Source organism: Pseudomonas sp. KUIN-1 (assembly GCF_009176725.1).
GTDB classification, from domain to species: domain Bacteria; phylum Pseudomonadota; class Gammaproteobacteria; order Pseudomonadales; family Pseudomonadaceae; genus Aquipseudomonas; species Aquipseudomonas fragariae.
Genome location: NZ_AP020337.1, coordinates 2787953 through 2805681 on the forward strand (window position 1 = coordinate 2787953; position 17729 = coordinate 2805681).

Annotated in this window: 14 protein-coding genes; 7 read left to right on the top strand and 7 right to left on the bottom strand. The window is 60.2% G+C overall.

Annotated elements, in window-relative coordinates:
- Positions 1 to 2 precede the first annotated feature (2 nt).
- Together KUIN1_RS12910 and KUIN1_RS12915 are read right to left on the bottom strand one after the other, a co-directional pair.
- Positions 3 to 1610, bottom strand: coding sequence for a carboxyl transferase domain-containing protein (locus KUIN1_RS12910; RefSeq protein WP_060400159.1), 1608 nt, complete (start codon positions 1608 to 1610; stop codon positions 3 to 5).
- 13 nt (positions 1611 to 1623) lie between these two features.
- The gene (locus KUIN1_RS12915) at positions 1624 to 2787 is read right to left on the bottom strand and encodes an isovaleryl-CoA dehydrogenase (RefSeq protein ID WP_011267707.1); all 1164 of its coding nucleotides are present in this window, start codon (positions 2785 to 2787) and stop codon (positions 1624 to 1626) included.
- A gap of 235 nt (positions 2788 to 3022) precedes the next feature.
- Here KUIN1_RS12915 and KUIN1_RS27655 point away from each other — a divergent pair, with 235 nt between their 5' ends.
- Complete coding sequence (locus tag KUIN1_RS27655; RefSeq protein ID WP_116886495.1) at positions 3023 to 3280, top strand: hypothetical protein; 258 nt, start codon at positions 3023 to 3025, stop codon at positions 3278 to 3280.
- 282 nt (positions 3281 to 3562) lie between these two features.
- Here KUIN1_RS27655 and KUIN1_RS12925 read toward each other — a convergent pair whose 3' ends face one another.
- The 3 genes from KUIN1_RS12925 to KUIN1_RS12935 all read right to left on the bottom strand — a co-directional run bounded on the left by KUIN1_RS12925 (position 3563) and on the right by KUIN1_RS12935 (position 5980).
- Positions 3563 to 4462 (bottom strand): hydroxymethylglutaryl-CoA lyase, encoded by a 900-nt coding sequence (locus tag KUIN1_RS12925; RefSeq protein ID WP_032653547.1) that lies wholly within the window; start codon positions 4460 to 4462, stop codon positions 3563 to 3565.
- A gap of 30 nt (positions 4463 to 4492) precedes the next feature.
- Positions 4493 to 4885, bottom strand: coding sequence for a MerR family transcriptional regulator (locus KUIN1_RS12930; RefSeq protein WP_003318521.1), 393 nt, complete (start codon positions 4883 to 4885; stop codon positions 4493 to 4495).
- A gap of 156 nt (positions 4886 to 5041) precedes the next feature.
- Complete coding sequence (locus KUIN1_RS12935; protein ID WP_054092597.1) at positions 5042 to 5980, bottom strand: LysR family transcriptional regulator; 939 nt, start codon at positions 5978 to 5980, stop codon at positions 5042 to 5044.
- 185 nt (positions 5981 to 6165) lie between these two features.
- On the opposite strand from KUIN1_RS12935, the gene KUIN1_RS12940 reads away from it, so the two are divergent.
- Positions 6166 to 7395 (top strand): acyl-CoA dehydrogenase, encoded by a 1230-nt coding sequence (locus KUIN1_RS12940; protein ID WP_116886494.1) that lies wholly within the window; start codon positions 6166 to 6168, stop codon positions 7393 to 7395.
- Between the two features lie 11 nt (positions 7396 to 7406).
- Here KUIN1_RS12940 and KUIN1_RS12945 read toward each other — a convergent pair whose 3' ends face one another.
- On the bottom strand, positions 7407 to 8750 hold the full coding sequence (locus KUIN1_RS12945; RefSeq protein ID WP_116886493.1) for a substrate-binding domain-containing protein: 1344 nt from the start codon (positions 8748 to 8750) through the stop codon (positions 7407 to 7409).
- Between the two features lie 148 nt (positions 8751 to 8898).
- Positions 8899 to 9711: an exodeoxyribonuclease III gene (gene xthA, locus KUIN1_RS12950; RefSeq protein ID WP_024641291.1), complete on the bottom strand. Its 813-nt coding sequence runs from the start codon at positions 9709 to 9711 to the stop codon at positions 8899 to 8901.
- A 192-nt stretch (positions 9712 to 9903) separates the two neighbouring features.
- Here xthA and KUIN1_RS12955 point away from each other — a divergent pair, with 192 nt between their 5' ends.
- The 5 genes from KUIN1_RS12955 (at position 9904) to tpx (ending at position 17673) form a co-directional block, all read left to right on the top strand.
- Entirely contained in the window at positions 9904 to 10575 is a 672-nt protein-coding gene (locus tag KUIN1_RS12955; protein ID WP_003345438.1) for a GNAT family N-acetyltransferase, read from the top strand.
- Positions 10576 to 10634: 59 nt separating this feature from the next.
- Complete coding sequence (locus KUIN1_RS12960; protein ID WP_152092022.1) at positions 10635 to 12359, top strand: autotransporter assembly complex protein TamA; 1725 nt, start codon at positions 10635 to 10637, stop codon at positions 12357 to 12359.
- Between the two features lie 5 nt (positions 12360 to 12364).
- Positions 12365 to 16045, top strand: a complete 3681-nt coding sequence (locus tag KUIN1_RS12965; protein WP_116892663.1) for a translocation/assembly module TamB domain-containing protein — start codon at positions 12365 to 12367, stop codon at positions 16043 to 16045.
- 119 nt (positions 16046 to 16164) lie between these two features.
- Complete coding sequence (locus KUIN1_RS12970; protein WP_024651443.1) at positions 16165 to 17082, top strand: LysR family transcriptional regulator; 918 nt, start codon at positions 16165 to 16167, stop codon at positions 17080 to 17082.
- A 90-nt stretch (positions 17083 to 17172) separates the two neighbouring features.
- Complete coding sequence (gene tpx / locus KUIN1_RS12975) at positions 17173 to 17673, top strand: thiol peroxidase (RefSeq protein WP_003402767.1); 501 nt, start codon at positions 17173 to 17175, stop codon at positions 17671 to 17673.
- Positions 17674 to 17729 lie beyond the last annotated feature (56 nt).

A 17729-nucleotide genomic window follows, 5' to 3' on the forward strand; every position in this document is an offset into this window, starting at 1 on the left:
GCTCACATTCGGAACAGGCCGAAGGTGGTAGGTTCGATGGGCGCGTTGAGCGAGGCGGAGAGGGCAAGCGCGAGAATGTCGCGGGTTTGCGCCGGGTCGATGACTCCGTCGTCCCACAGGCGGGCGCTGGAATAGTAAGGATGGCCCTGATGCTCGTACTGATCGAGAATCGGCTGTTTCAGCTCGGTCTGCTGTTCGGCGCTGAACGCCTGACCGGCCCGTTCGGCCTGCTCGCATTTGACCTGCACCAGCACGCCGGCCGCCTGTTCGCCGCCCATCACGCCGATCCGCGCGTTGGGCCACATCCATAGAAAGCGCGGATCGTAAGCGCGGCCACACATGCCGTAATTCCCCGCGCCAAAACTGCCGCCGATGATCACCGTGAATTTCGGCACCCTGGCGCAGGCCACGGCGGTCACCAGCTTGGCACCATGCTTGGCGATGCCGCCCGCTTCATACTTCTGGCCGACCATGAAGCCGGTGATGTTCTGCAGGAACAGCAGGGGGATGCCCCTTTGGCAGGCCAGCTCGATGAAATGCGCACCTTTCTGCGCCGCTTCGGCGAACAGGATGCCGTTGTTGGCGAGGATCGCGATCGGGTAGCCATGCAGACGCGCGAAGCCACAGACCAGCGTGGTGCCGAACAGAGCCTTGAATTCGTCGAGCACCGAGCCATCCACCAGGCGCGCGATGATTTCCCTTACATCGAATGGCTGTTTCGTGTCGGTGGGGATGATGCCGTACAGGTCATCGCCGGGGTACAGCGGTGCAATGGGCGCGACGGTGTTCAATTGGCCCTGCTTGCGCCAGTTAAGATTGGCGATGCTGCGCCGCGCCAGCGCGAGCGCGTGATCGTCGTTGTCGGCATAGTGGTCGGCCACGCCGGACGTGCGGCAGTGCACATCGGCACCGCCCAGCTCTTCGGCGCTGACCACTTCGCCGGTTGCTGCCTTGACCAGCGGCGGGCCGGCCAGAAAGATCGTGGCCTGCTGGCGGACCATGATCGCCTCGTCGGCCATGGCGGGTACGTACGCGCCACCTGCGGTGCAGGAGCCCATGACCACCGCGATCTGGGCGATACCTTGAGCGCTCATGTTCGCCTGGTTGAAGAAGATCCGCCCGAAATGTTCCCGGTCGGGAAACACTTCATCCTGACGCGGCAGGTTGGCACCGCCGGAATCCACCAGATAGATGCACGGCAGGCGGTTCTGCTGGGCGATGGTCTGGGCGCGCAAATGCTTCTTTACGGTCAGCGGGTAATAGGAGCCGCCTTTGACCGTGGCATCGTTGGCGATGATCATGCATTCGACGCCCTCGACCCGGCCGATTCCGGCGATCACGCCAGCGGCCGGAACCTCTTCGCCGTATACCTCATGTGCAGCCAGTTGGCCGATTTCCAGAAACGGTGAACCGGTGTCCAGCAAACGGTTGATACGCTCGCGCGGCAGCAACTTGCCGCGTGAGGTGTGGCGCTCCTGGGCTTTGGGGCCGCCTCCTTGCTGGACGTTGCTCAACAGCGAGCGCAATGCTTCGACCTGCTTGAGCAGGGCGTCGCGATTGAGGGTGAATTCAGGCGAGCGGGTGTTGATTCGGGTCTGCAGAATGGTCATGGTGGCTCCCCGATCAACGGGTTTCGTTGAACAGTTCGCGACCGATGAGCATGCGCCGGATTTCACTGGTGCCTGCGCCGATCTCGTAGAGTTTGGCGTCGCGCAACAGTCGGCCCGCCGGGAACTCGTTGATGTAGCCATTGCCGCCGAGAATCTGGATGGCCTCCAGCGCCATCTGCGTGGCGCGCTCGGCGCTGTACAGGATCACCCCCGCAGCGTCCTTGCGAGTGGTCTCGCCGCGATCACAAGCCTGGGCGACCGCATACAGGTAGGCCCGGCTGGCATTGAGCTGGGTGTACATGTCTGCGACCTTGCCCTGTATCAGCTGAAACTCGCCGATGCTCTGGCCGAACTGCTTGCGGTCGTGAATGTAGGGCACCACCACGTCCATGCACGCCTGCATGATCCCGGTCGGTCCGCCGGAGAGTACGACGCGTTCGTAATCAAGGCCGCTCATCAGCACTCTGACTCCGCCATCCAGCATGCCCAGCAGGTTCTCCTCGGGCACCTCGACATCATCGAAAAACAGTTCGCAGGTGTTGGAGCCGCGCATGCCCAGCTTGTCGAACTTGCTGCCCCGCGAGAAACCTTTCCAGTCGCGTTCGACGATAAACGCACTGATGCCATGGGCTGCCTTTTCCAGGTCGGTCTTGGCGTAGATTACATAGGTGTCGGCATCCGGCCCGTTGGTGATCCAGGTCTTGCTGCCGTTGAGCACGTAGCGATCACCGCGCTTGTCGGCGCGCAGTTTCATTGATACCACGTCCGAGCCTGCATTGGGTTCGCTCATGGCCAGCGCGCCAACGTGTTCGCCGCTGATCAGCTTGGGCAGGTAACGGGCCTTTTGCGCCGGGCTGCCATTGCGGTTGATCTGGTTCACGCACAGATTGGAATGGGCGCCATAGGAAAGCGCCACGGATGCCGAGCCACGGCTGATTTCTTCCATCGCCACGACGTGCGCCAGATAACCCAGGCCCGCGCCGCCGTACTCTTCGCTGACAGTGATCCCCAGTACGCCCATCTCACCGAACTTGCGCCACATGTCGGCGGGGAACAGGTTGTCCTTGTCGATCTGCGCGGCGCGCGGGGCAAGCTCTGCGGCGACAAAGGATTGCAGCTGGTCGCGCAGCATGTCGATGGTTTCGCCCAGGGCGAAGTTCAGGCTGGGGTAACTCATGGGGCTTTCCTTTTTTGTTCTTGAGTGGCGCTTTGTTCTTGGACTACGCGTCTTTCTGGAAGCGGTTATAGCGTCTTTCAGCTATGACCTTTACGTTAACGTAAACCTGTAGGATTGTGCTGTCAACGCCCATGCCGAAGCGGACCGGGAGTGATCAGGCTGTATTTTTCAGTCACGAGAGAAGAGGGCGGAACGCCGGAAAGCACGAAGGGGAGCCTGGGCTCCCCTTCAAGGTGTGTTGCTATGCTCTTTTTTGTTGTTCGGGAGGCATGTTATTGTTTTTGGCGACCTGACCCTTCACATCTTTTTTGAGCGATCCGCAGGCGGGATCAAGAGCAAACGTATTTTTTTGAGCGCTGATGACACTTTCATCGTAGTGATCCAACCAGTTCGGCAGCTGCCTCGGGGCAGTTTTGTTGTTCTCTGTCTGGCTGCGAACGACTTGCGAGGCAAGTGGTTCAGAAAAGCTATCCACTCCAAAAAAATCTGTTAGCTACGTCTCTGTCCGTGTTGTTCTTGTTATGTCAGAGCCGGTACGTGTTGTTTTTATTGGGGTGCTGCGTGTTTTTATTTTTGTTGTACAAAGGATGTAGCAGGACCCGTGCCAGGTTTTCAAAACCCCTGTAATACCGGGGGATCAGCTTGTTTTTCCGGCATCGGACCGTTTGATTCTGCGGCCGAGTGTTTCCGTGTTACCCGTTTGTTTCTGCTCGACGCGGGGCACAGTAACACTCTGTGGCAAGTTGTCGCACCCTGTTACCGACAGGTGACAGTGCTACTCAGACAGTCTGGCTTTGGCCACGCGGGAGCCATTGCTACGTTGCAGTACGTCGCAGATGCGCTGGCCCGCCGCAATGACCTGGTCCAGATCGACGCCTGTTTCGATACCCAGCCCCTGCAACATGTACAGCACGTCCTCGGAGGCAACATTGCCGCTGGCACCCTTGGCGTAGGGGCAGCCGCCGAGGCCGGCCACGGAGCTGTCGAAGACCTGGATGCCTTCCTCCAGGCTTGCGTAGATGTTTACCAGCGCCTGGCCATAGGTGTCGTGGAAGTGGCCGGCCAGCTTGCCGCGCGGTATCTGCGCAGCCACGGCGTTGAACAAGGCCCGTGTGGCGCCCGGCGTGCCGGTTCCGATGGTGTCGCCCAGGGAAATTTCATAGCAGCCCATCGCGTGCAGTTGGTTGGCGACCGTCGCGACCTGTTCGGGCGAAACGCTGCCTTCATAAGGGCAGCCCAATACGCACGACACATACCCTCGAACCCGCACGCCATGCATCCGTGCCGCTTCCATGACCGGCGCGAAGCGCTCCAGGCTTTCGCTGATCGAGCAGTTGAGGTTGCGCTGCGAGAACCCTTCGGTCGCCGCCGCGAACACCGCGACTTCTCTGACCCCGGCAGCCAATGCGTCTTCGAAGCCGCGTAGATTCGGCGCCAGAGCCGAATAGATAACGCCTTCACGGCGCTGGATCCGCTCGAACACCTGAGCCGAGCCCGCCATCTGCGGGACCCATTTGGCCGAGACAAAGCTGCCGACCTCGATATGGCCCAGCCCGGCTGCCGTCAGGTCATCCACCAGGCGCACCTTGTCGTCGACACTGATGGGTTGCGCTTCATTCTGCAGACCGTCACGCGGGCCGACTTCAACGAGATTCACCTTTTGCGGGAGGGACATGGCGGCGCCTTTGTAGTCAGTGCGAAGGGGTCAGAGTGGGGCGGCAGCGGTTTTATCGAGTGCGGCTCGGCAGCGCTCTTCGGCGGTGTCCAGTTCCAGTTGCATCTGCTGGATGTCCAGCAACTGCTGCTCCAGCTGATCACGGCGTTCGGCGATCTTGCCCAGCATGGTCTGCAACTGCTTCTGATTGCCACCGGCAGGGTCGTACAACGAGATCAGTTCCTTGCACTCGGCCAGGGAAAAACCTATGCGCTTGCCTCGCAGGATCAGTTTCAGAGTGACTTTGTCACGGGCCGTATAGATACGTTCCAGGCCCTTGCGTTCAGGGCTGAGCATGCCTTGCTCTTCGTAAAAGCGTATGGCGCGGGTGGTGATGTCCAGCTCGCGGGCGAGCTCGGAAATGCTGTAGGTGTGACTGCTCATGGCATGACTCGGCGAGGTATACAACCGCAAAGCTAAGGGCTGCTTTACGTATGCGTCAAGCTGCAGTGGCGATGCCAGAGCTTGAGCGGTCGCACCTTGCTACCTAGAAACGACATTAAGTTATGTTATTTAAACTTTCATAATCAATAACTTAAGTTAAATATTTAATGCCTTTTCGAGGTTGTGTTCCTGCGCCACCACCCGCTGTGAAAGTTCGATGATCTGCTCGCGCATCCAGCGATTGGCCGGATCCTGGTCGGTGCTTTCATGCCAGTACAGGTGGGTCTCGACCGAGGGAACGTCGCTGACTGGCAGGTAGACATAGTGCAAGTCGTTACGTCGGGCGAAGCGCTCGGGCACGGTCATGACCATGTCGGTCTGCTGCAGCACCTGGGTTGCCATCATGTAGTGCTGCGAGCGCAACGCTATCCTGCGCTGGATGCCCATCTTGCCGAGCGCCAGATCCACATGGCCCAACCCGCTGCGGCGGCTGGAGATATGGATATGAGACTGGCTCAGGTAATCGTCGAGGGTCAGCGTGGCCTTGTTTGCCAATGGATGCCCCTTGCGCATGCCACACACATAGCGGTCCTCCATCAGCTTCACATGGCGCACCTGCGGGTCAGTGTTGAGCGGCGCGTCCACAGCGAAGTCGAGGCGTCCGGCGGCCAGTTCCTTGGTGGTTTCCCGGCGCTTGGAAAGAAAGCTTTCGATGGTCACCGCAGGCGCCAGGCGTCGCAGTCGCTGGAACAGCGCTGGCAGGATCACTGCCTCGGTCAGGTCGGTCATGCTGATGCGGTAATTCTTGTTGGCCTGCAACGGGTTGAAGATGCGACTTTCCTGCACCGATACCCTGAGCAACGAAAGGGCGTTGCGCACCGGGCCGATGATGTTCTGCGCCATCGGTGTCGGCACCATGCCTTGTGCCGTGCGCACGAACAGCGGGTCGTTGAAGGTCTCGCGCAGCCGCGCCAGTGCGTTGGAGACTGCAGGCTGGGTAATGCCGACAATCTGTCCGGCGCGGGTCAGGTTGGCTTCGGTGTAGATGGCGTCGAAGACAATGAAAAGGTTGAGATCGACCTTGTTCAGGTTCATTGATGGGGCGCCTCGTGCCGTTATTGTGATTGATTGTTTAGAGGGGTGGTAATGCCGCGATGGTGACGGATCATATATCGGTTATGAATGTTTATACACGCTGGGAATAGATTAGATAAATGTGCAGCGTTTCTCTAGCATCGTGTTCATGACTTCGACAACCTGATCGACACGGTGGCGACCCCATGGATTTTGCGTATTCCCCGAAGGTGCAGGCCCTGCGTGAACGCGTCACGGCGTTCATGGATGCCTACGTCTATCCGGCCGAGCCGGTTTTCGAGCGGCAAGTGGCCGAAGGGGATCGCTGGCAGCCCACGGCAATCATGGAAGAGCTCAAGGCCCGGGCCAGATCGGAAGGATTGTGGAATCTGTTCCTGCCCGACTCCGGACTGGGCGCCGGCCTGAGCAATCTGGAATATGCGCCGCTGGCGGAAATCATGGGCCGCTCAATGCTCGGTCCCGAGCCCTTCAACTGCTCGGCACCCGACACCGGCAACATGGAGGTACTGGTCCGCTATGCCAGCGAGGAACAGAAAGCCCGCTGGCTCGAGCCGCTGCTGCGCGGTGAGATTCGCTCTGCCTTTGCCATGACCGAGCCCGACGTGGCCTCATCGGACGCCACCAATATGGCCGCGCGCGCTGAGCGTGACGGTGGCCAGTGGGTCATCAACGGTCGCAAGTGGTGGACCTCTGGTGCCTGCGACCCGCGCTGCAAAATCCTGATATTCATGGGCCTGAGCAATCCTGAAGGGCCGCGCCATCAGCAGCATTCGATGATTCTGGTGCCGGTCGATACGCCCGGCGTGAAGATCGTGCGGCCACTGCCGGTGTTTGGTTATGACGATGCGCCCCATGGCCATGCCGAAGTGTTGTTCGAAAACGTCAGGGTTCCGTTCGAGAACGTCCTGCTCGGCGAGGGGCGTGGGTTTGAAATCGCTCAGGGGCGGCTCGGACCAGGGCGGATTCACCACTGCATGCGCTCGATCGGCATGGCGGAGCGGGCGCTGGAGCTGATGTGCAGGCGTTCCATTGACCGCGTAGCATTCGGCAAGCCGTTGGCCAGGCTGGGCGGCAACATCGACCTGATCGCCGACTCGCGCATGGAAATCGACATGGCACGCCTGCTGACCCTGAAAGCGGCCTACATGATGGATACCGTCGGCAACAAGGTCGCCAGAAGCGAAATCGCACAGATCAAGGTGGTCGCGCCCAACGTGGCGCTGAAGGTCATTGATCGGGCGATCCAGATGCACGGCGCCGCCGGGATTTCCAGTGATTTCCCGCTGGCCTACATGTACGCGATGCAGCGTACGTTGCGTCTGGCTGACGGCCCGGATGAAGTGCATCGCGCTGCCGTCGGCAAATATGAACTGGGCAAATATATGCCGGCAGACTCAATGCGCAGCAGGTCCTAGCTGCCGGTCGATCACTGCACCCAGACTTCAACTCGACGGTTCTTGATCCGGCCGTCGTCGATTTCATTGGTGGCCACCGGCATTTCGTCACCCAGACCAACGATATCGCGGAACGTCACGCCTCTTTTCAGCAGTTCCCGGCGCACGGCCATGGCACGCAGCCTGGAGAGCAGGGCGGCCCGCTCCGGGTCGCTCTTGGCGTCGCCGAAGCCTACCAGCGTCACATGCCGGTCCAGTTTGTCGCTGGATTTCAGGTAATCCGCAACCCGCTTGAGGTCCTGCTGCGCCTTGTTGTCCAGGCGCGCGCTGCCCTGAGCAAAGCGGAAATTGACTGACAGGCGTTCGGCCTTGCGTGCCAGCGCCTGGTAATCGGCGGGCATCTGCGCGGTAGGCTGCACCTTGAGGACCTGTACGGTCTGCGCGACAAAACCGCTTTGCGCGACGATGGCCTGGCCCTCGGCACTTTGCGCGAAACGAACCAGCGCCTGCGCCCAGCGCTGAGGAGTTGACGTGGGCACGTAAAAATACAGTCGGCGCGACAACGGGTAGTCCTCGGTGGCAATCAGGCTGATCGTCGGCAGCATGGGCCTGGAATCGCCATCGGCTATGGCCACCGCCTTGGCGCGGCGTACGGAAGGCAGGCCGATGAAGCCGATACCATTGATGTCCTTGCTGACTTCGTCGGAGAGCTGCTCGCTGGACTCGAAGCGCGCCGCGCTGCCGAGCAGGGTCTTGCCGTACTTGGTCAGTACCAGGTCCTTGAACGTCTCGTAGGTGCCGGACTTTTCATCGCGAACATAGAGATGGATAGCGCCTGGATTGCCGCCGACCTCACTCCAGTTTTTGACTTCGCCACTGAAAATGCGCGCCAGTTGAAGGGTATCCAGTTGTCTCAGCGGATTGCCGGGATGCAGAATCACTGCAACGCCGTCGATGGCAATGGTTTGCTCGCTGGCTGCACTTTTCAGATCCCCCAGACTGGCCAGATCTTTGGCCTCCTGATCCTTGATCGGTCGAGAAGAGGCCGCGATATCTGCGTTACCTGCTTTCAGCGCGGTAAAACCTGTGCCTGAGCCATGCGCGGCGATTTCGACCCTGACGGGTTGCCCGGCGGCTGTGGTTCCAACGACGCGTTGTTCATTGAGGGTGTTGCCGGGGAGGGTCTGTACCGATTGCAGACCTTGCTGGCGCATCAATCCTTCGACCAGCGCAGGTCCTAGTTGAGCGTTGATGGTGTTGGAGCCTTGAATGCGCAAGGCCGGTATATCGCCAGCAGGCAACGGCAGTGCGGCTTGCGCGAAAGCGGGCAGGGTAGCGCTCGACAGGGTGAGCGCCGTAAGCAAAGCGCGCAGCATCGGCGTCACCATGAATCACGGGAGGGTGCCGGGAGAATAAGTCAGAGAGATTGCCGGAATATGACAATTTCAGGGGCTGTAAGTGTTTCAGCGCGACCCGAGCCTTATTAAGGAGGGATCGCGCGGGAGGGGCACAGGAGGGGATCAGTCAGCTGAGTTCAAGCCAGATCGGTGCGTGGTCGGACGGTTTTTCCATGGCGCGCAAGTCGTAATCCACACCGGCTTCCTTGATGCGTGGCTGCAAGCCGGTAGAGGTCATGATCAGATCGATGCGCAGGCCGCGCTTGGGCTCGTCTTCAAAGCCACGGCTACGATAGTCGAACCAGCTGAAGCGGTCGACGACCTCCGGGTACAGGTGACGAAAGCTGTCCACCAGGCCCCAGTTCTTCAGGCGCTCCATCCACTCCCGCTCTTCAGGCAGAAAGCTGCACTTGCCGGTTTTCAGCCAGCGTTTGGCGTTGTCGGCGCCGATGCCGATATCGCAGTCCTGCGGAGAAATATTCACATCGCCCATGACGATCAGCGGCTGATCGTTGCGAAAGTGGCCCTCGAGCAGCGTTTGCAGGTTCTCGTAAAAGCGCTGTTTGGCGGGGAATTTGGTTGGGTGATCACGGCTTTCGCCCTGTGGAAAGTAGCCATTCATGATGGTTACCGGCTGGCCGTTGCGGTCGGCGTAAGTACCCCAGATGAAACGCTTCTGGGATTCCTCGTCGTCCCCCTCGAAACCCTTGTGCAGGGCCAGCGGCGCATTACGAGACAGCAAAGCGACACCGTAATGGCCTTTCTGGCCGTGGAAGTGCACGTGATAGCCCAGCGCTTCGACTTCCGCCTGGGGAAATTGCTCGTCCGAAACCTTGGTTTCCTGAAGACCGATCACGTCAGGCTGATGTTTGTCGATCAGCGCCGCCAACTGATGCGGTCGAGCGCGCAGACCATTGATGTTGAACGAGATGATTTTCATAAAACAGCGGTCCTGAGCAAAAACAAACAACGATGCTAGCCGACCTGTGGTTTCAGGACCAGTGCCGCGTCGCAAGCGCAGGCCGAGGCGTGTCTGGATAATTCGTTGGAACTGTTATCAATGGCCATCACTCGAAAGCCTGCTTGCCAAAACCGCTGCGCCAGACGCAGTTCCGTTAACACGAGGCCCTTTATGTCCCTACCTGCTGCCATCACGGGTGAAATTCGCCAACTCGACAGTGGTTATTCCCGTGAAACCCGCTCCTTGCTGTTCAGGGCCTACCGGCACGATCCGACATTTGCCTATCTGTTCAACGCCGAGCGCGAGGGATATGAGCAACGCGTGTTGGCGACCATCCGCCAACTGGTCAAACAACACTTTTTGCAAAACCAGCCTGCGCTGGGCCTGTTTCTCCAGGACCGCCTGGTCGGCGTAGCGCTGATCGCTCCGCCGCAGCGCCGTCTGGGTGTCACCGAAAGCTGGGCCTGGCGTCTGCGCATGGTGATGGACACCGGCCTGGGTTGCACCCAGCGCTATCTGGCGTATTACAACGCAGTACTTGCCTGCGTGCCGTCGGAAACCGTGCATGTGCTGCCGTTGATCGGCCTTGATCCGGAGTTCCAGGGGCAGAAGCTCGGTCAGGACCTGAGCGAGCAACTGCTGGCGGCGCTGCACGACTGGTGCGCAGTGGATGAACACTCCCAGGGCATCGTGGTAGATACGGGCAATCCGCGTTATCTGGAGTTCTATAAGCGGCAGGGCTATGAAGAAATCGGTGAAATTGCTGTAGGCCCCGTCCGCGAGCATGTGTTTTTTCATCCGAACCCTCAGGTGTCACTGCCGGTCCCTGACGTAATGGCCTGAATATCCTGCAATTCGTGGGCTTCCAGTGCAGCCTGTCGATCGTGGTAGCATCTACGCCCATGAAGCTTTTCAGACTATTCAGCAGCGTTTTCCTGATGACCATGAGTGCGGCCGCGCTTGCCCAGGCCCGCCTCGACGTCAGGATCAAGCCTGCCAATCCGCAACTCAAGGCCAACGTCGAAGGGTATGTCGGTGATCTGGGCGAGCGTGATGCCCAGGCATTGCGCAACTTCAGCCTCGGTGCCGAGCAGCAGGCGGAAAAAGCCGCGCAGGCGCTGGGTTATTACCAGGCGCAGATTGATAGTGAGATCAAGGACGGAGATCAACCGAGCCTGGTGATCAACATCCAGCCGGGCGAACCCATTCACCTGCGTAACGTGGTGATCCGGGTCGAAGGCCCGGCGGCAGCAATGAAGGCCTTTCGTGTGCCGAGCAGCGACGCGCTGAAAACCGGCGCGGTGTTGAATCACGGCAATTATGAAGACGCCAAGCGTCTGATCCAGAATCAGGCTTCGCGTTACGGATTTTTCAGCGGTCACTTCACCCGTCAGCGCCTGGCCATCGACCCGCGGGCCGGTGTGGCGGATATCGAGCTGGTCTATGAAAGCGGGCCGCGCTACACGCTCGGCAAGGTCATGTTCAGTGGCAACGCGCCATTTGATGACGATCTGCTCAAGCGCATGGTGCCGTTCAAGGAAAACACGCCTTACGACTCCCAACTGATCGCCGAACTGACCCAGGCCATGCAGGGCAGCGGTTACTTCGAGGGCGTACGGGTCGATGCGGCGCCCACCGCAGCGGAAAATCAGGTTATTCCGGTGACCGTTCAGCTCGAAACCCGCAAGCCTCGCACCATGGGGTTGGGGCTGGGCTATTCGACTGACGTTGGCCCGCGTGGCAAAGCCAACTGGACCCGGCATTGGGCCAATCCGCAGGGCCACAGTTATGGTTTCGAATCCGAGATTTCCGCGCCACGGCAGAATATCGGCCTGTGGTACGACGTACCGCTCGACCCGCCGCTGACCGACAAATTGCGCTACGCCGGTGGGTATCAGTATGAAGAGATCGCCGGAACCGACAGCCTCAGCAAATTGCTGACTGCCGGGCCTGAATGGCACAGCAAGCTGCCCAGCGGCTGGGAGCGGGTCATATCCCTGAAATGGCAGCGTGAAGAATACCGCCTGGGCGATGACGCCGGCCTCAGCACGCTGCTGATGCCCGGTATCAGTTACTCGTACCTGCGCAGTGACAACCGTATCGACCCGCACCAGGGTTACAGACTGCAGTTCGACACGCAGGTGGCCAAGGAGGGCATGTTGTCTGACGCCAATCTGGTGCATGCCAACGTGCTGCTCAAAGGGCTGACGACCGTCGCGCAAAATCACCGCTTTCTCGGTCGCGTGCAGTTTGGCGGCAACCTCACCGACGGTTACACCTCGATACCGCCCTCGCTGCGCTTTTTTGCCGGTGGCGATCAGAGCGTGCGCGGCTATGACTATCAGAAGTTGTCACCGACCAATTCCGACGGCGACCGCATCGGTGGGCGATACATGTTTGCCGGTAGCGTCGAATACCAATATTCCATCGCTGACAAATGGCGCCTGGCGACCTTCATCGATCAGGGCAACTCGTTCAACAGCCTGGACAAGCCAGACCTGAAAACCGGAGTCGGTTTCGGCGTGCGCTGGGTATCCCCAGTAGGCCCGCTGCGTCTCGATCTGGCCCACGCGCTGGACGATGACGGCGGAATCCGTCTGCACTTTTCGATGGGGCCGGAGCTTTGAACAAGGTGAACATCACCCGCGGCGCCAAGGTCGTCGGGCTGGGACTCGTCGCATTACTGCTGCTGGTGATCATCAGTGTCGCGCTGCTGCTGGGCACCCATACGGGCAGCCAGTGGGCCTTGGCTCGGGTGCCCGGTGTGCAGCTGGAAAACTTTCAGGGACGACTGGGCGGCCAGTGGAGCGCCGAACGCCTCGTGTGGCAGCAGGGCGCAGACCGCGTCGAGGTTCAATCCGTCGATTTTGCCTGGACGCCGGCCTGCCTGTTGAAGATGACGCTGTGCATCGACCGTCTGCATGCGCAGCAGGTGCTGATGCATTTCCCGCCGAGCGATACGCCCGCCAGCGACGGCCCGATCCAGTTACCGACGCTCAGGTTACCGCTGGCGCTGCAACTGGGTGATATACAGCTGGGCGGTCTGCAACTGGATGGCGTCGAACAATTGCGCGATCTCAAGCTGGCAGCGCACTGGACCGCCGAAGGCTTGAAGATCGACAGCGCGCACCTGCAACGTGATGCGCTGGTGCTGGACCTCAATGGCCTGTTGAAACCCGAGGGCGACTGGCCACTCAGCGTGCAAGGTCAACTGCAACTTCCGCCACAGGATGGCCAGCCCTGGACGCTGGCTCTGGACATCCAGGGCGACCTGCTGAAGACGCTGCAGCTCAAGGCGGACAGCAGCGGTTATCTGCCGGGATTGCTGACTGGCGAGTTGCAACCCCTGGCCGAACACCTTCCGGCACGCATCAGACTGACTGCCGAACACTTCAAACCCAGCGCTGCATTGCCTGACACCTTGCAACTGGACCAGTTGGTGCTGACGGCCCAGGGCAATCTTGACTCTGGCTATTTGATAGATGGCAGTGCCAGCCTGCCCGCAGAGAAAGGCCCTGTTGCGTTGTCATTGAAAGGAAGCGTGGATGCCAACGGCGCAACCATCGCCGGACTCGATCTGGCCGCCGATGATCAGCAGCGTCTGGCCATCAACGGCAAGATGAACTGGCAGAGCGGTTTTTCTGCGGATGCAAGCATCGACTGGCTGGATTTCCCCTGGCAGCGCCTGTATCCACTGGCTTCAGAGCCTCAGGTGGCATTGCATGCCTTCAAGGGCGATATTTCCTATACCGATGGCAATTACCTCGGCAATTTCAACGCCAGCCTCAAGGGGCCTGCCGGTGCGTTCACACTGGTCAGCCCGTTCAGCGGCAATCTGCAGGAGATTCATCTGCCGCAGCTGGAACTGGTCGCCGGGCAGGGCAAGGCCAGCGGTTTCCTGAACCTGCAGTTCGCTGACGGTATCGGCTGGGACACGGCTCTGGACCTGAGTGCGCTGGACCCTTCATTCTGGGTTGCCGAACTGCCCGGCACACTGGCAGGCCCGTTACGCAGCAAAGGTCAGATGCGCAACGAGCAGCTTGAACTCAGCGCCGACCTTGATTTGAAAGGGCGCCTGCGTGGTCAGCCTGCGCTGCTGCAAGCCAAGGCTGACGGCCGTGATCAGCAATGGAATGTCAGCAGTCTGAACATCCGCCTCGGGGACAACCGTATTCAAGGAATGGGTAGTCTGCAGGAGCGTCTCAAGGGGCAGTTGGACCTGGATCTGCCGCGTCTGGCCCAGCTTTGGCCACGTTTGCAGGGGCAGGTCAAAGGCCGGCTGGACCTGGCCGGAACGCTGCAGGCACCCCAGGGACAACTGGCCTTGCAGGGCAGCCAGCTCGCCTTGCAGGACAATCGTCTGCAAACCCTCACGCTCAACGCCAGACTGGATCAGGCGCAACGCGCGGTCATCAACCTGAAAGGCACCGGTATTCAGGCTGGCGATACCCAGTTGGGCACCTTGCTGGTGGACGGTCAGGGCACGCTCAAGAGCCAGCAGGTGAAGCTGGACCTGCAAGGACCTCTGCTCAAACTGGCCATCGGCCTTGACGGTGGTCTGGACAAGGGTGATTGGCGAGGCCGACTGGCCAGCGGTACGGTGCAGAGCGGCGGGCAGAACTGGCGTTTGCAGCAGCCAGCGAAGATCGAGCGTCTGGCCGATGGCCGGCTCAACTTCGGTGCGCATTGTTGGTTGTCCGGAGCTGCCAGCCTGTGTGGCGGTGATCAGCGGCTGATGCCTGAACCCCATCTGCGTTATCAACTCAAGAATTTCCCGCTGGACAGCCTGGCGCAATGGATGCCCAAGGATTTTGCCTGGAAGGGCGCGCTGAATGCAGACGTGCAGCTCGACATTCCGGCAGCCGGCCCCAGCGGCAAGGTCACGATTGACGCCGGAGGCGGAACGCTGCGGGTACGCAACAACAATCAGTGGCTGGACTTCCCTTATCAGACGCTGAAACTGGTCACCACGCTGGCGCCCAAACGCATCGACACGCGTCTGGACTTCGATGGCGGCAAGCTGGGAAGGCTGCTGCTCAACGCGCAGATCGACCCGCTGGCCAAGGACAAAACCCTGGCAGGTGACTTCAACCTCTCGGGGCTGGATATCTCGGTGGCACGTCCTTTCGCGCCAATGGTGCAGAAACTCAATGGGCGTCTGAATGGCAATGGCCGGTTGTCAGGCACGTTGCTGGCGCCGCTGGTCAACGGCAACGTGACGCTTGAAGGGGGTGAGGTGGCGGGGGCAGAGCTGCCCATGGAACTGCACGACCTCAAGGTCCAGGCGTTGATTGCCGGAGCAAGCGTACAGCTCAATGGCGGCTGGAAAAGTGGCAGCACCGGGCAGGGCAGCATAGGCGGTCAGGTGGCCTGGGGGCAGAGCCTGAACGTCGATGTGAGCCTCAAGGGCTCGCGCCTGCCGATCACTGTCGAACCCTATGCGGCGGTAGAGGCGGCGCCTGATCTGAAAATCTCCATGCAGGGCGAGCGACTGGCCATCTCCGGCAAGGTGCTGGTGCCCAATGGCGCGATTACCGTACGCGAGTTGCCGCCTTCCACTGTGAAGCTCTCCGGTGACACGGTGATCGTCGGACAGCAGACCGAGGAAGGCGCTCCGCCGCTCGCGGTGGCGATGGATATCGATGTGGACGTCGGCCAGGAAAAGCTCAGCTTCAGCGGCTTCGGGCTGACCGCCAATCTGGTCGGGCATGTGCACATTGGCGACAATCTGGACACCCGTGGCGAACTGAACCTGAACGATGGTCGGTATCGCGCCTATGGGCAGCGGCTGACCATCCGCAAGGCGCGTCTGCTGTTTGCCGGTCCGGTCGACCAGCCTTATCTGGACATCGAGGCGATTCGGCAGACCGACGACGTGATTGCCGGTATTCGCCTGACCGGCAGCGCCGAGCAGCCTACCACCGAGGTGTTCTCCGAACCTGCGATGAGCCAGGAGCAGGCGCTTTCCTATCTGGTCATGGGCAGACCGCTCAGCACTTCCGGCGAAGACAACAACATGGTCGCTCAGGCTGCGCTGGCATTGGGTGTGGCAGGTAGCTCGTCGACCACTGGCAAGCTCGCCGACAATCTGGGGATCAAGGACTTCGAACTGGACACCTCGGGAACCGGCGACAAGACCAACGTGGTTGCCAGCGGCAAGATCACCGACAAGCTCAGCCTGCGTTATGGCGTGGGCGTGTTTGAACCGGCCAATACCATCGCCTTGCGCTATCTGCTCAGCAAGCGCGTGTACCTGGAGGCCGCGAGCGGTGTTGCCAGCTCGCTGGATATTTTCTATAAAAGGGACTTCTAGGCAAGGGCTGGTGGCGTTAAAAGCACGGCTCTGCACCCAGCCGTCTGGCCTTTCCCGGGCGTCTTTCTTGCAACTGCAAGTTACCTCACATGTCATCTACCTTCAGGTTGCCGGCCATCATGGATCGATTCAACGCCATGCGCGTGTTCACCCGTATCGTCGAGCTGGGCGGTTTCGCCAGGGCGGCCGAGAGTCTGCACATGCCCCGTGCCTCGGTGACGATTCTGATCAAGCAGCTCGAAGCGCATCTGGGCGTACAGCTTTTGCAGCGTACGACGCGGCAGGTCAGCGCCACCCCGGACGGCAAGGCCTATTACCAGCGCTGCGTCAGCCTGCTGGCCGATCTGGACGATGCCGAAGCGTCGTTCTCGGCGACGGGGGCCGAGCCCAAGGGGCTGTTGCGTGTCGATCTGCCGGTCAGTCTGGGGCGCATGATCATCATCCCGGCGCTGCCTGAATTCAGCCGACGCTACCCGCAGATCCGCCTGGAGATCGGCATGAGTGACAGGCCGGTCGATCTGATCCGCGAAGGCGTGGACTGCGTGTTGCGTGCCGGAGCGGCACTGGATGAAACACTGGTTGCCAGGCCGCTGGGCAGTCTGACCCAGATTACCTGCGCCAGTCGCGAGTACCTGGCGCAACACGGCACGCCACTGGACCTGCAGGCGCTCGCGCAACATCAGGTAATCGAATATTTTTCGACCAGCACCGGCAAGCGTTATGGCCTCGAGTTCATGGCTGCTGGTATGGGCGTCGAACATGCATCGGCCTGCTCGATCGCTGTCAACAGTGCCGACGGTTATGTCGCAGCGTGCGAAGCCGGTTTCGGCCTGATTCAGGTGCCGCGCTACCATGTCGCCGCGCAATTGCGCAGCGGTGGGCTGGTGGAAGTATTGCGATTGCATCGTCCGCCGCCGCTGCCACTGACCGCGCTTTACCCCCCGCATCGACAGTTGTCACGACGGGTCAGGGTATTCGTTGATTGGCTGGTGGAATTGTGTGCCCACACAGATATCAGGGACAGACTGGTTTCCTGAAAAAAATTCAGAATTATCCCATATAGGCCGCGGCACACTTTCGTGTTTAACTTCCGGCTCTTTCATCCATTTTGAAAAGGAACGTGTTTCATGGCTCAAGTGACCCTCAAAGGCAGCCCCGTTCAGGTCAGTGGCAACCTGCCTGAAGTCGGTAGCAAGGCACACGATTTCACGCTGGTGGGCGCAGGTCTTGCCGATAAGACTCTGGCTTCCTTCGCCGGCAAGCGCAAGGTATTGAACATCTTCCCGAGCGTCGATACGCCGACCTGTGCCACTTCGGTACGTAAATTCAACACTCAGGCCAATGACCTGAGCAACGCCGTGGTTCTGTGCATCTCGGCCGACCTGCCGTTTGCCCAGGCGCGTTTCTGCGGCTCCGAAGGCCTGGAGAATGTCCAGAACCTGTCCTCGTTCCGCAGTGCCGATTTTGCCCGCAATTATGGTGTTGCCGTTGCCGACGGCCCGCTCGCGGGTCTGACTGCGCGCGCCGTGGTTGTTCTGGACGAGAACGACAAGGTGCTGCACAGCGAACTGGTCGCCGAGATCGGTAGTGAGCCCAACTACGACGCTGCATTGGCTGTGCTGAAGTAACTTTCCGCAACCTATAGACGGCCTGAGTCCGCTCAGGCCGTTTTTTTTGTTTGTGC

What these genes read in the sequence shown, in the direction of transcription:
- KUIN1_RS12910 (WP_060400159.1), bottom strand. Translation starts at nt 1,610, where the DNA reads ATGACCATTCTGCAGACCCGAATCAACACCCGCTCGCCTGAATTCACC.
- KUIN1_RS12915 (WP_011267707.1), bottom strand. Translation starts at nt 2,787, where the DNA reads ATGAGTTACCCCAGCCTGAACTTCGCCCTGGGCGAAACCATCGACATG.
- KUIN1_RS12925 (WP_032653547.1), bottom strand. Translation starts at nt 4,462, where the DNA reads ATGTCCCTCCCGCAAAAGGTGAATCTCGTTGAAGTCGGCCCGCGTGAC.
- KUIN1_RS12930 (WP_003318521.1), bottom strand. Translation starts at nt 4,885, where the DNA reads ATGAGCAGTCACACCTACAGCATTTCCGAGCTCGCCCGCGAGCTGGAC.
- KUIN1_RS12935 (WP_054092597.1), bottom strand. Translation starts at nt 5,980, where the DNA reads ATGAACCTGAACAAGGTCGATCTCAACCTTTTCATTGTCTTCGACGCC.
- KUIN1_RS12940 (WP_116886494.1), top strand. Translation starts at nt 6,166, where the DNA reads ATGGATTTTGCGTATTCCCCGAAGGTGCAGGCCCTGCGTGAACGCGTC.
- KUIN1_RS12945 (WP_116886493.1), bottom strand. Translation starts at nt 8,750, where the DNA reads ATGCTGCGCGCTTTGCTTACGGCGCTCACCCTGTCGAGCGCTACCCTG.
- xthA (WP_024641291.1), bottom strand. Translation starts at nt 9,711, where the DNA reads ATGAAAATCATCTCGTTCAACATCAATGGTCTGCGCGCTCGACCGCAT.
- KUIN1_RS12955 (WP_003345438.1), top strand. Translation starts at nt 9,904, where the DNA reads ATGTCCCTACCTGCTGCCATCACGGGTGAAATTCGCCAACTCGACAGT.
- KUIN1_RS12960 (WP_152092022.1), top strand. Translation starts at nt 10,635, where the DNA reads ATGAAGCTTTTCAGACTATTCAGCAGCGTTTTCCTGATGACCATGAGT.
- KUIN1_RS12970 (WP_024651443.1), top strand. Translation starts at nt 16,165, where the DNA reads ATGGATCGATTCAACGCCATGCGCGTGTTCACCCGTATCGTCGAGCTG.
- tpx (WP_003402767.1), top strand. Translation starts at nt 17,173, where the DNA reads ATGGCTCAAGTGACCCTCAAAGGCAGCCCCGTTCAGGTCAGTGGCAAC.